Annotated in this window: 11 protein-coding genes; 6 read left to right on the top strand and 5 right to left on the bottom strand. The window is 41.1% G+C overall.

Features of this window, described 5'->3' with window-relative positions:
- Window positions 1-176: 176 nt before the first annotated feature.
- Entirely contained in the window at window positions 177-1,868 is a 1,692-nt protein-coding gene (locus tag MSHOH_RS01245; protein WP_048136785.1) for a disaggregatase related repeat-containing protein, read from the bottom strand.
- A gap of 1,981 nt (window positions 1,869-3,849) precedes the next feature.
- Here MSHOH_RS01245 and MSHOH_RS01250 point away from each other — a divergent pair.
- Window positions 3,850-4,755, top strand: coding sequence for a polysaccharide deacetylase family protein (locus MSHOH_RS01250; RefSeq protein WP_048136786.1), 906 nt, complete (start codon window positions 3,850-3,852; stop codon window positions 4,753-4,755).
- Window positions 4,756-5,278: 523 nt separating this feature from the next.
- Window positions 5,279-7,162: a hypothetical protein gene (locus MSHOH_RS01255; RefSeq protein WP_239451142.1), complete on the top strand. Its 1,884-nt coding sequence runs from the start codon at window positions 5,279-5,281 to the stop codon at window positions 7,160-7,162.
- A 380-nt stretch (window positions 7,163-7,542) separates the two neighbouring features.
- Here MSHOH_RS01255 and MSHOH_RS01260 read toward each other — a convergent pair whose 3' ends face one another.
- Both MSHOH_RS01260 and MSHOH_RS01265 read right to left on the bottom strand, forming a co-directional pair.
- Window positions 7,543-8,109, bottom strand: coding sequence for a metal-dependent hydrolase (locus MSHOH_RS01260; RefSeq protein WP_048136787.1), 567 nt, complete (start codon window positions 8,107-8,109; stop codon window positions 7,543-7,545).
- A gap of 105 nt (window positions 8,110-8,214) precedes the next feature.
- Window positions 8,215-8,919, bottom strand: coding sequence for a (5-formylfuran-3-yl)methyl phosphate synthase (locus MSHOH_RS01265; protein WP_048136788.1), 705 nt, complete (start codon window positions 8,917-8,919; stop codon window positions 8,215-8,217).
- 113 nt (window positions 8,920-9,032) lie between these two features.
- Here MSHOH_RS01265 and MSHOH_RS01270 point away from each other — a divergent pair, with 113 nt between their 5' ends.
- Window positions 9,033-9,773 (top strand): HisA/HisF-related TIM barrel protein, encoded by a 741-nt coding sequence (locus MSHOH_RS01270; protein ID WP_048136789.1) that lies wholly within the window; start codon window positions 9,033-9,035, stop codon window positions 9,771-9,773.
- A 150-nt stretch (window positions 9,774-9,923) separates the two neighbouring features.
- Window positions 9,924-10,196 carry a hypothetical protein gene (locus MSHOH_RS01275; RefSeq protein WP_048136790.1) on the top strand — a complete coding sequence of 91 codons (273 nt, stop codon included), beginning with the start codon at window positions 9,924-9,926 and terminating at the stop codon, window positions 10,194-10,196.
- A 104-nt stretch (window positions 10,197-10,300) separates the two neighbouring features.
- Here the strand turns inward: MSHOH_RS01275 and tmk are convergent, their stop codons facing one another.
- Entirely contained in the window at window positions 10,301-10,918 is a 618-nt protein-coding gene (tmk, locus tag MSHOH_RS01280) for a dTMP kinase (protein ID WP_048136791.1), read from the bottom strand.
- Window positions 10,919-11,073: 155 nt separating this feature from the next.
- On the opposite strand from tmk, the gene MSHOH_RS01285 reads away from it, so the two are divergent.
- Both MSHOH_RS01285 and MSHOH_RS01290 read left to right on the top strand, forming a co-directional pair.
- Window positions 11,074-11,736, top strand: coding sequence for a DUF166 domain-containing protein (locus MSHOH_RS01285; protein ID WP_048136792.1), 663 nt, complete (start codon window positions 11,074-11,076; stop codon window positions 11,734-11,736).
- Between the two features lie 57 nt (window positions 11,737-11,793).
- On the top strand, window positions 11,794-12,240 hold the full coding sequence (locus tag MSHOH_RS01290) for a DUF2111 domain-containing protein (RefSeq protein WP_394297758.1): 447 nt from the start codon (window positions 11,794-11,796) through the stop codon (window positions 12,238-12,240).
- 204 nt (window positions 12,241-12,444) lie between these two features.
- On the opposite strand, the gene MSHOH_RS01295 is transcribed toward MSHOH_RS01290, so the two are convergent.
- A complete protein-coding gene (locus tag MSHOH_RS01295; protein WP_048142998.1) occupies window positions 12,445-13,275 on the bottom strand; it encodes a F420-dependent methylenetetrahydromethanopterin dehydrogenase in 831 nt (276 codons plus the stop codon).
- Between the last annotated feature and the right edge of the window lie 63 nt (window positions 13,276-13,338).

The raw sequence follows: 13,338 nt of genomic DNA on the forward strand, positions 1-13,338 counted from the left end.
GTTTAGAGGGATTCCTCACTATTATTGATTCTTTAAATATGTAGTCTGGTTCCACAGTTCAAACTGGAAATTCCTCATGAAAAAATAGGTCAGAAGAACTGAAAGACTCGGGTAGGAGGCCTTTTATTACCTCCATACTTCCAGCCTCTTAAGTTTTCTTTATGAAGTTAGATTTGTTAAACTGTTTCCTTTTCTTCTATAGTCAGCTTTGGACGCTGGTTTTCATTTTCGACCTCGCTACTGTAGAATGCTATATAATCCGCATTTTCGGTACGAGTTTTTATCAGGAACCCTGTGTTTTCATACTCACTGCTGACGTACTCTTTTACGAGTTCTGTTACGTTCAGCTCGTAGTATCTGTTGTCCGGTATATCGCTTCCGTTCAGAGTTATTGTAGCGTATGGTGCGTCTCCCTGAGAGACATTGTTCATGTCTAACCAATCTCCTCCAGGTTGTGTCCATAGTACTCCGTTATCCCTACTGTTCCAGGTTACGTTTTCCGGGTTCCATGCTGCAGCCGGCCTATATATCTCTATAATTGTGTCTTCTGGCCTTTCTATTCCATCGGGATAGTACCAGTAGAGAGACAGAGTAGCGTTGCTAATGTTTTCAGCATCGCCGTATTCACTTAGATTAAATAAAAGCAGCTCTCTATACTTCCCGATCCCAGGTCTGCCTCCTATGTCGAGATATGCTTTGTCCTGATATGCTGTATCAGGAGAGGCTTCCCTAAGTCGATTGTCAATAACAGTGCCTGTAATATTCTCTTTTGCCAATGATGTGTTATGAGTCCCAACTACCTGTTCAGGAGCAGTCTCTGTTACGGGAGTTTCACTAACTGCCGTCTGGGAATTTGATCCAGATATCGGATCTACAGTTGTTGTATCCTGTGTGCCTGATGCATTGTCAAGAGAGCCATATCCGTACCCTTTGGCTACCCAATTCTCAACACTGTGATCGGATGGGCCCAGTATGTTTGTGCCTGATCCTACCTCAACGTAAGGGGACACGTTCCACATAACGTTATCATGAACGCTAATTGACCCTTTTGCATTCCAGTTTCCAATGCCTGCACTGCTGCTTGATCCTTTGTAATCATGCATAATGTTGTGATGGACATTCACATTTGTCAGTGTATTTTCCAGCTCAACACAGCACCATCCGGACCCTGCGCTACCTGTGAAGGTATTATGGTCAACCTCAATATTTGCGCAGTTGTCTACCCTGGCACCTGTGTTGGTCTGAACCTCAACATAACAGTTATACATTCTGGAATCCTTGGTGCCGGACAAAAATGATACGCCATCGTGTCCTGAGGACTGTATTCTGCAGTTATATACCTCTATTCCAGAACTCTTACTGATTCTAACACCATCACCATACAGATAGCGAGTAAGTAAGATATCATGTACTTTACTATCGGTTACAGATGTGAATTTTATGCAGTTTCGATAGGCTCCATGACCTCCATCACCAGGTCCGGTTGCTGTACTCTGAAATTGAAGATGGGATATTTCAACGTTAGAAACACCTGATCCGAATATATATGCAGGTGATCCTTCGGAATTGCAGACTGAACCTTTAGCAAAGATTATTGTACTGTCGCCTGCACCTTTCAGTACTACATTGGATTTCAAAATTATAGGTGCACTTATCTCATAAGTGCCAGCACTGAGGATAACATATCCAGGGTTGCTTGCTGTTGCTCCTGATGCTACGGAATTTATTGCGTTATTGATTGCAGTTTGGGCATCTGACCCGGAGGTCGGACTTACGGTTACTGTATTCTGTGCGCCTAACGCCGCGGGTACGGTTGTTAAAATAAGGCATGCTGCTAGGAATAGGGTTCCTATCTGTCTTTTTAGCATCGTATCACCTTTGGGTTGGATCTGGAATTTGAGTAGACTCAAAAAATTTCATAGGATTAGAGTCTATTTTTCCCAAAGCACATACGGCAGTTAAACTAAGACGTGTTGTCAGGAATAGGGTTTCCTGCTTCATTTTTAGCATCGTATCGCCTCTGGATTGGATTTAGAATTTGAGTAAACTCAAAAACTCCAGGATAGTCGTATACTCTTTCCCGGATATTTCTCAAAATTCCATATTACGTACTCATAATGCTTTTCCGAACTATCTAATTAGACTGAGCCTGTATCAAATATCTAATTACGTCGGATCTATACGGTAATTCAAAATTCTAATTACGTCTGCGTAATATCTTTGAATCTATCCAATTCGGTTCTCTGCGTTTTGTGGGGCGGACACGATGCAGAGGATTTTCAACTCTGTATTTAATGTTAAAACACTGTTTTTCGGAGGCAACCGGATCTGAGAAGCTCTGACTCTGGATTTCCTGTTAAAAACCTGTTGTTATAATTGCAGGATATTTCTTTTTCAAATCAGTATCTTCTGTTCTTCCTAGCCGTAGCTTTTAGCCCGGTAAACTCATCTGCGAAATTTTTGTTTACTTATTTAATAGGTGAGTTGATTCTGAAGTTTATGTGAATCTATTATAAATTATTTTTGGTATTTTTTAAATAATTTTATATTGTATTAGGAATCTTTATATTTTTGTGAGTCCTATGAGGCGGAAAAAACAATTTTTTAGAGGGAAAGTTGCACAAATGTTCAAGCTTGAACCGGTAGAATAGAAGTGCACTACTGTTTTTAGATTCGACAGCAAATTTTAGCTAAATTATCTGTCTTTTTTCTTTTTCTCTTGCAAAATAAGAAAGGATGTAAATAAATTAATTTCCACTAGCTTGAATTTTACAAAATTCGTGGTTTTGTGAAATCTTTCTACTCACAAATTCAACATTTAATTTATTTTTATCTTAACTAAAATCCTTATTAAATGTCTTTTATAGTTCTTATGGTCTATATCTACATCAAAGTTTTATTTATATTTACATCAGAGTTTTCGGGTAAATCCGGTGAGAAATTCTAAAATAAACCTTTAAATTGGAGAGAGAAAAATAAATAAAATAATAACTGAAGTCATCTAAGTTTTTCCACATGACTTATTCTATGTTTATAATGAAGTCTCTCATTTTCTTATCCAATCGACTTTTCTACCATTTCCCTCAATCACTTTTTTTAAAATTTCAACTAAATATAGTATTAAGGATAATGTAAATAGCCCCTGGAGCTGAAAAATCTCTTTTTTAAATTATATGTATCCTCTCTAAAAATAGAGATGTTTTTTCTGGCATGCCTGTAAACCGGATAATCTGAAATTGAAGATGAAGGTCGTTACAATAGTATTTTTTCTCTATATAACAGAACAAACAATATCTAGAAATTTGAAAGGGAGGTTTCTTAGAGCCCGTTTTTATGAGATAAAAACGAACTCGATTTAATACGAGATAATATTAAAAAAAGAATCAATTTACCAATTGGTTTTAACTTAAAAATTACTTTGATTTCGGGACTAAATAATAAGTACAACTCAAAAACTATTCTTAATTATTTTCCTAAAAAGTCCACAATCCTTTTTTCTCTATAATACAACTGAAATTATGACTCCGTATCTTCAAATAAAGTCAATAAATATTAATTATGTTATGAAAAGACAATATTTAGTAATCGTCTCATATTTATATTTATGCTCTTAGTAAAAATTATTTTTTTTGTTCTCGCTGTTAAGGAGTTATTTCTTTAATCCAGTATTTCATAGTCCTTTTTTTTCTGAGGATATCTAGAAAAATCTTTTATACTCTTAGTGTGTCCTTTTAGTTGGGGGGCTTTCTAAGCTTAGTGGGGACTCGCGTAGTTGCTAACTTCCCATTTCGTGAAAAACTTCCAATCTAGTTTCACGATATTATAAAAACGATCGAGTGAGGGGATTCCATGAACAGTAGTCTTTCGGTTACGGTAGATCTTGAAGACTGGTATCATATTCCTTCCGTCTGCAGTTCCCCATTTTCGGTTTACAGGAGTGTGGACGAATTCTTCAAGAACTGGAATGGCAGGTATGATTTCTTAAGCGAACCTACAAAAAGAGTACTGGATATTCTTGATGAGTTCAATGTAAATGCTACTTTCTTTGTAGTTGCAGATACCATTGAACACTACCCGGGATTGGTAGAGTCAATTGTAGATAGAGGACATGAACTTGCCTGTCATGGGCTGAGCCATGCCTGTAAGATTGATCCTGAAACAAAAAAACAATTGATGAGTGTAGAAGATTTTGAGCAAAGGACTTTAACTGCAAAGAAAATGCTCGAAAAAATCAGCGGAGAAAAGTTGATAGGCTACAGGGCACCAAATGCTCTGGTAAGCGGATGGATGATTGATTCCCTTGAAAGGATGGGATTTAAATACGATTCCTCTGTCTCGGTAAACTCCATATATAACAAAACTGATTCGGCCCTTAGCACAGTTTCGTCTTTCCCTTACTATCCCGCAAAAAGCGAACTCGAAGTGGGTGATGACAGAGACTTTATTGAGTTCCCATGGGCCTATTCTCAACATGGACTGAAACTTCCTGCATCAGGTGGCCCTATGCTCCGATTCCTGGGGTCATCATTTATACTTGATGGGCTTATGCAGAGTCTTAAAAGGGGGCACACCATATTCTATTTCCATCCACTGGATATTTCCTGTGCAAAGTTTCCATCTCTTGGAAACAAAAGGCCATTTTACTGGTGCATAAAAGGGAGGTTTGTTGAAAAAAGAATCAGGCACATCCTGAATAAACTAAGTGAAGTTGAGAAAATATGTTTGAGGGATTATTCGGAAGTGTCATGTGTTTAAATTATACTTCCTGATGTTTAACGTAGGTTCAGGATTCTACTTTCTGTACTCTGAATGTGCCTGAGTTTTAATATTTTAGCAAAAAGGTGTATAGTCAGGAAGTCTAAAAAGGCGTAGGGTTCGTAAGAATATCGAATTCCTGCCCTCAAAATTCAATTTATGGGTAATTACTTTCTGAACTTGAGCAGTATTCTCTTCCTGTTTTTCAGGCTTCAACTTCCATAACTTTTTCTTTCCTGTGAATAACGTCTTACTGTCACATCTATATGTCTTAAAAGTACTGGAAACGTCTTAAATATCTACATTTATCTCTTTGAAAGCCCGAAAGCCTTTAATTCTTGAGGATTTTTATTTATGGGAACACCAACTACTTGAGGAGGGAATATCAACCTGGCACCGGATGCAACGATTAATTATTTATTAAGCGATTGCATACACGAAAAATAAAAAGGAGAAAAATAATAAAAAATTCTTAGATATAAGGAAATTTCGAGAAAGAAAGTTCCCTTATTGCAGACTGCCTGTGAAAGCAGATTCTAAGAAAACAATAGAGGGCTGTCTCAATGCTATCCTTGAATATAAGTGTGGGAACTGGACTCTGCAACTTTCCGGAAGGATGGGGGACACATTGTCTAAACTCAATAATAATATCTTAAATCTGGTAACCTCGATTTCTCTGCTGCTACTTGTTTACAGTCTCTTTATTCTTAGAGAAATCCAGCCTGGAGGATACATAGTTAATATCTATGATCAGCTTCCTTTCCGCTTCTACCTGATCCTGCTCTTATGTTACCTGTCCGCCTGCTTTCTACTTCTTGCATATAGAAAGATTAGTGCGGTTTTCATACTGCTATTTGTTCATGTTATCGTAATGATAATTCCCTATATGCTAGGCTACGCTTCAGTAGGTAGAGGAGATGAATTCTTATACCCGGGCCTGGCAGTAAATACAGGAATTTCAGAAACTTCAGGTTTGTCCGCATTCTCAGATCTCTCCCCCACCGGTCCTTTGTTAGTTTCAACTCTGGCTCTTGCCTCAGGTATGAATATACAGGCACTATCTCACTTTTTGCCGGTTTTCTTTTCGATTATATTTATTGCCGGCATGTTTCTGTTCTATCGGGGCTTTATGAGCCGGGAAAAGCTGGTCTCAGTAACATTTCTTTCTTCAGTTATTCCATATTTCGGGCATTTCCAGGTATCCTCGGTCTCATATTACCTCACTTTTTGCCTTGTTCCTATCTATCTCCTCTTGCTGTGGAATGCAGTATCCGATAAAAACAGAGCTGCAATGGTTGCCTGTCTGCTCTTTATGATACCTTTGATCCCATTGGCCCATCCTTTTATCTTTGCCTATCTCTTGTGCTTCACCCTGCTTCTGACTCTTGCGGGTAGAGTAACGCAGTCAGGCCTCCTTAAAAAAGCTCTCAGTCTTAAAAGCCTGGTTCGAAATCCACTTTCCAGCTCTTCAGGAAAAATAGTTCCCCTATTTATTTTCCTTTCATTTACTTCAGTCGGCTTCTTGCTCTTCGCAAAGTATGCTTCAGAGTTTTTTGATATTTTTCTTCCATCTCTTGTCTGGCGTATTGAGACCCTCACCGTAGCGGGTTTTGCTACAATTCCAAGCATGGAACCAGGAATTTTCGAATTTATACATCTCTTCAATCTTTACTATGGTAAATACTATATTCCATTAATTTTTGTTGTAATCAACACAATTATCGTATGGCAAAATCGCAAACGATTCTGTCATCATTTTGTCCGCAGGTATCCCCGCTTTTTACTCCTATATATAGCCTCGTTTTTCCTTGAACTGGGCTTTCTCTTAAACCCTTTCATACCCTATCCTCCGGATAGATTTGTAAACCTGAGCTTCATTATCTTTGCCCAGATTCCTTTGCTGGGATACTCTCTCTATATTGTCCTTCTCAGGAAGGGGTATGCGACCGGTCTTGGCGCTACGATCCTTATACTGGGCTTTCTATGGACTTTAGGTTTTTTCAGCTGTTTCAGTTCCCCGTGTACCGGCGGAATCTCGGAAGCTATTCCACAAAACGAAGTGGAAGGAGTTCAATGGCTGATAGAGTCAAAAGCAGCATACCCGTATATTATATCTTCCGGAGAAAAAGAAGGTTACACTTTCTCAGGAAACACTTCCGAAGCTTCTGCGAAGTTCGGGTCAACCCCTGCAGACCATAGTGAGGATGTAAAATTTTTTAAGAGTAATACTACGGATAACTCATTCTACTTTATAGCGACAACCTTTTCAGAGGCTCTAGGCCTTGAAAAGTCAGCAGGGTCCATAGGCTACTCTTCAGCTAGAAATAGCTCTGGAAACCAGGACGATAATCTTCTGTGCCAGATTTATGACTCTCTTGACATAAAAATCTACAAGCATACCGCTTGAGTCTGCTTTTCTTCCCGAGTTTCGCTTCGGCACCCGAGTTTCGCTTCGGCACCCGAGTTTCGCTTCGGGAGCACGAGGTCCTTTTCGCTTCGCTCAAGAGGACTACTTTATAGATTATTAGCAGTAAGCTGAGCTCTAGAGGACTAATTTGGAAGTTATGATAGTGAAATCTTCTCAAAGCACAGAAAAACTAATTCACAATATTTTGATCCTTACAACCGTACTCGCTATATTGAGTCGTTTATCTTCATTTGGTCGGCTGCAAGGCAGACTGGCTTGGGCGCTTTATTTGCCTGTGAACTGGAATATGACCTCCCGTCAAGAAAAATATTTTTCGGCCAGAAGCAGGTCCTTTTCGGAGAATAAAGCACTACGTTTTATTATTCCTGCTCTGCTTCCTTTTTCATTACTTGAGAGCTTATGTGATTTCCTTTAGCTTTTGACCTGATATAGCTGCCTGCAAACAGGAGAATGATCCCTAACCCTATTATTTCCGAGATAAATACACTTGAATAAGCCGGGTTGTACGAGTTATTTAAAATCCTCATGAAGTACTCAATAAAACTTCCGGAAAATGTATCTCTTGGAAACTCCCATCCGAGTAGCGGCCAGAAAAATGCTCTCGGTGAGTTCCACATCTGGTCCTCAAGCAGGTGACAGAACGAAGCACCTGCAATAACAAGAGGTACCTTCCAGCCCTTTTGGTAGAAGTTGTAATATGCGGCCAGTCCAAGCAGGATTGCGAAGATAAGGGTATGAGCAAATATCCTCCCGCTTCCTACGGCTTCAGCAAGGATTATTCTGCCAAGGGGTTTGTCAATTAAGTCCGGAAGGAGTGCTCCAAAAGCGATCCATTTTATGTCTACCGGAATGTTCTTCCCCGGAAATAGACGGCTAAGGAAATAGAAAATTCCCAGGGTTATACCTATATGCCCGAAAATAAACATCAGATTAAAAAAGTAAATGATGTATAATTATTTTTTGGCTGGCTGCCTCAAAGGCATGCCAGCGCAAATTCCGACGTTATGTGATTTTGCTGGTACACAGGATTTTCAGGCCTGACACTCAGCCACGAGTTTTTCTACAAGTTCCTGTCTGATTGCAGTTCTTCGGTCTCCGCCGCAGACCATACCCCTGACCCCAATTATGTCGGGACCTATCCTTTCGAGTACAGGAAGGTCCTCAAATTTCAGGGACCCGGCAATTGCATTTTCAAGCCCGTACTTATGAGCAAGATCGGTAAATTCTTTCAGCTCCTTTTCATCCATGAATTCAAAGGTAGATTTTCCGTCCTTAATGCCTGTGTCTACCATAACAACGTCTACCCCTGCTTCTGCGGCAACTGCGGGGAGTAAAACAGGAGAAATCGAATTAATGCGTCTGTAGTCCGAATATCCTGAGGCAACAACCTTTTTTGACGGGTCATAGTCTTTTACGGCCCGCGTAACCTTTGTGAGCAGTTCAAGAGCCTGTGCTTCAGTCTGGATATCATAAAGACCTACTTTTATATAGTCTGCTCCTGCGACTGCTGCCCCAAGGGCTGCAAGGGCGGCAGTTCCGGGTTTGTAGTTAAAATCTCCGATTGTTGCGCTTATCGGCTGCCTGCCGTTTACAACCGCTTTAACTTCTCTGATAATCCAGGGGAAATTGGCTCCGAGGGAACCTTCCTTGGGGTTTTTGACATCCACAATGTCCGCGCCGCCTATAGAAGCGATGATCGCCTCCTCTCTGTTAATTGGACTCACAAGCAGTTTCATATAAAGCCTCTAGTCAAGCATGAAATTAAATCTTTAACGATGTATATTCTTCCTTTTATACAATAAGGTTTATTTTATATTTTTTTATAGGATGATGAAACTATCGAATAAGTATGTTCCGAGTAGTCTTTGTAATGGATATATTTAATCGTAACGTGGTTCTTGCAAAAGGCGGAATAAGGGAGAATTACCGCCCGGTCTCGGATTCGAGTGCTGTATGCGGGACTTCAATTCCCCTGGAAATACTTGAATTTTTACATCCCGGAGAAGTTTATATTGCCGATCTCAATGCTCTGCAGGGCAAAGATCCTATTGACATTAATTCGGAGATTATCCGGGAAGTAAGTTCAAAAGCGGATACGATGCTTGATTTTGGAATATCTTCTCTAAGGGATGTAGATAAAGCCCTTTCTATTGCAGGAATTGCGATTATAGGTACGGAGACAGGCACGCTTGCAATAATTAAGGATGCAGCTTCCAGAAACCCGGGACGTATCAGTGTCAGTATCGATATCAAGCACGGAAAGATTCTGAAACGGGATTCTGAGATTCCTGAAGACCCTTTTGAAATCGTGAAACTTCTTAATGGACTTCCTTTAAAAGACCTGATTTTTCTTGATCTTGACAGAGTCGGCACAGCTTCAGGTTTTGATCCCGAGTTCCTGCGCAAACTGGCTGAGGCTTCAGTGCACGACGTCCTGCTTGCAGGGGGGGTCAGGGGTATGGAGGACCTTTTTGCTCTTGAAAGAATCGGTATAAAGGGCGCTCTGGTGGCAACTGCAATCCACTCAGGTTCGGTTCCTCCGGAAGTGATGACAGGAGGACTTGAGAAGGCTAAGAATACTGATCAATGAGTGCACGGGAGGGCTTTATGCTCTATCTTATGCCTCTGGTATATAAAGTATTGAGTATCTTATATAACTCTACAGGCATAACCCAATTAGCAGACTTATGTTCGGATTATTAGATTTTACCTAAATACAACAAATTTATGAGGTTACAGCATGGCAACAAGAAAGGTAACTGAGGAAAGTATTGAAGAGCCAGTTGATGAGAGTGCAGGAGGAAGCAGCGGAGACGGTTATGTGGAGATCAAGATGGGAGGCGGCTGGTACATGACTATCTCCCTGGCCCACAGTGACAGATTTGAAAAAGAATACGTAGAGCTCGCAAAAGAGCGCGGAGGCATGAAAAAGTCACGTTTCAATCTCAATCCTTCGCACGTTCGGATGCTCGGGGAAGCCCTGATTAAGTTTGCGGATGATAACGGGCTCTAACCGGAATTTTCTCTTTCTTTTTTATTTTTCTTTCTTTTTTTATTTTTATATTCCTATCGTCTGGTTATCGGGCGCCCAGTTCATATTATTTCACAACATATCGTTTAATCTTTTTTAATAAACTCAATAATTTTTTGTACAACTTCTTTTTCAACCTTTTCAGGGGAGGAGGAGGCATCAATTACAACGAAGCGATTCGGCTCTTCTTTGGCGAGACTGAGGAAATTTCCTCTGACCTTTTGTAAGAATTCTATTTTTTCGAACTTGGTCTGTTCTCCTCGCTTTCCGCAGCGTTCAACTGCAGTTTCAGGTTCAATGTCGAAAAGAAAAGTAAGATCCGGAACAATAGTCCACTCTCTATGCAGGCTCTTTACCCATTCCAGAGGATTTTCAAGCCGGTCTTTAAGAGTCACTCCCTGGTAAGCGTAACGGCTGTCAGAGTAACGGTCAGAAATTACGGTTTTCCCATTCTCAAGTGCAGGTTTTATAAGCTTTGCCAGATGCTCGGCATGGTCAGCTGTAAAAAGGAAGAGTTCGGCAAGCTGGTCGGTTTCAGACTGGATAGCATTTTCGACAGCATTTCCGGTAAGGGTGCCTCTGGTAGGCTCTCTTGTAAAGACCGGTTCAAAGAGACGAATTTCAGAGTTTTCCTGGAGCTTTTTTGCAACCGTGCTTTTGCCTGAACCATCAATACCTTCAAGTGTTATCAGTTTGCCTTTCATAAGGACTGCCTCTTCAATTTTTCTTTTAACAGGTTTTATTGAAATGCACTATCAGTATTTATAGCCTATACAGGTCGCGGGTAGCTGACAGGTTAGGGCAGTAGTTCCGGATAAAATGAGCATCTATTTATGTAAACATTAAAAATAGCTTAGTAATGACTGTAATAGGAGTTATCACACGGGGCAAGTACGGGCACCGCCTTATTGAATCTATAAAGGAGCACAGTGATTTTTCGGTTGTAACTACCGACCTTCCCGAGTTTGTGCCTGCATTCATCGAGGATCCAGATGAATTTCTGGAAAACCTGGATTTCGACAGGCATGTCTTTTCTGCCGATATCGTAGTTAGCTATGCTCTGCATCCTGACCTGACATCTTCAATTGCAAAGCTTGCTGCAGAAGCTGGTGTACGCTCTTTAATCGTGCCAGGAGGGCCTTCCAGGGCATCGGTTCCTGAACTTAAAAATATTTCTGAAGCTTCCGGAATGGATATTGAAGTGGACGAGATTTGCTGCACCCTCGAACCCAATTCCTGCAACCGGCCTTTTACTGAGATTTTTGGGTCTCCCATCCTAAAAGTTAAGACAAAGGACGGGAAAATAGCCGAGGTTGAGGTTATAAAAGGTGCTCCCTGCGGAAGCACATGGTATATGGCAAAGGAAATCATTGGAGTGCCGGTAAAGGATGCCCCTCCTAAAGCCGGATTGCTGGTTCAGCATTATCCCTGTCGGGCTTCAAGAGGTGATATGGGAGGAATTCACGAGTCTGGAGAATTGCACAAGCAGGCGTTAATAAAAGCACTTGAGAACGAGGAGTGATTATATATTCTTTGGAAAAATATAATCTAAATATGGCAGAAAAATGGGGCTAAGTTTTTGATTTCTGAGGTTCCTGTTTTTGCCTGTACCGATTGCCAAATACTTTCTGGGGGTGAAAACATTATTTCCCTATCTATATCCGAAGATTCAGGGCCTGAAGACCTTGAGCCAATAGCAGTTGCAATACATTCTCTAACCGGCCTCCCTACTACTATCAGAAGCGTTAAAAGAAGAGGGCTCCGTCTGGAAAAGGGAAAAGTCCTTGACAGGGATTATACAGGACCTGTACTTGAAGAGGTATTAAAGACTAATAAAGTCGCCCACGAAGTTCCCACAGAAGGCGTGTACCGTGGAAAACATGTTGTAGTTGCTCCCATCCGTTCAAAGGAAGGGAAAGTTGTTGCAGCTCTCGGAATCGTGGATCTTCTGGCTACGATTGATCTTCCGTCTGTCTTTCAGGAATATACCTCCGTACTGGAAGAAGTTGAAGATGCAAAAAAATGAGATAGAAGAAGGTTTAAAAAGTAGCAGCTTATAAAAAGCATCCTTAAAGACTATATAGAAAAGATAAAGGATAATTTGTAGTTTTGTTGGAGGATTTTGTCCCTCACCTACTTTTCAAGGTTTGAGAGGGACATTTTTCCAGTTCCTCCAGTTGCTAATGAGATCCAGGATTATGTTTTAGAGCTGAAAAACTTTTTCCAGCGTTTACTCTGGCTTTTCGTATAACCTGACTTTTTTCAACAGGGCTCCGCTCTTTGCGTGGGGCTGCCTGAAGACGGTGTCATTGGATTTTTCGATTTCTCTCGCCTGAGTTGCAAGCTGGGCTGCAGCTCCCATGATCTCATGTCCAGCTGCGGCTGTGAGGCATACCTGGTCGATTTCCTTTAACATGAAGCAAGCAGGGAAGTTAACCTGTGCGACTTTCTCAGCCATGTGAAGGGCAGCAAGAGCTTTTGCTTTTGCATAGGGATTTGCAAAGCCTGCATGTTCTACACATTTCTCGGGTTTTGCGAAGATGTGCGGAAGTTCCAGATCCTTTCCTGACTTTCCGGATGCTACCTGTTCGGTTACTTTATCGAGCTCTTCCTGGATGAGTCTTACAACACCACAGATGGAAAGCACTTTCATGGCGTCAGAGTTGAAGGATGCCATCTCTACGGGATCGAGGAATTCTCTCTTTGCTCCGATAAGGGGGTCTACCGGGAGGATAATGTATCCGAAGCCTTCTTGCTCAAAAGCCTCACGGGCTTCCTTCTTTGTAGGACCGTCTGAAACTACGATGCAGGGTACATCCTTCCAGATTTCACGGGCTGCTGTGGGACCTGGAGCTGCTGCATTCGGACTGATAATTACCACGAAGTCAGCGTTCCACTGCTTGAAGCTTTCAGTGTCTGCAGCATCGGCGGGGCCCATTTTGGCGCCTGTACCGAATACTCTTACAGTGATTCCTTCTCGCGCTGCAATTTCATCCTGGATCAGATTGATAACCTGGCTCATTCCCAGGTTGCCCATTTTTATAAAGCCTATGTTGACCATTTTTCTCAAAATCCTGTGTTGACCTTTTTCTTCAATAGTGGAATTCCTAAAGGGTTTATAATC

Source organism: Methanosarcina horonobensis HB-1 = JCM 15518 (assembly GCF_000970285.1).
Taxonomy (GTDB): Archaea; Halobacteriota; Methanosarcinia; order Methanosarcinales; family Methanosarcinaceae; genus Methanosarcina; species Methanosarcina horonobensis.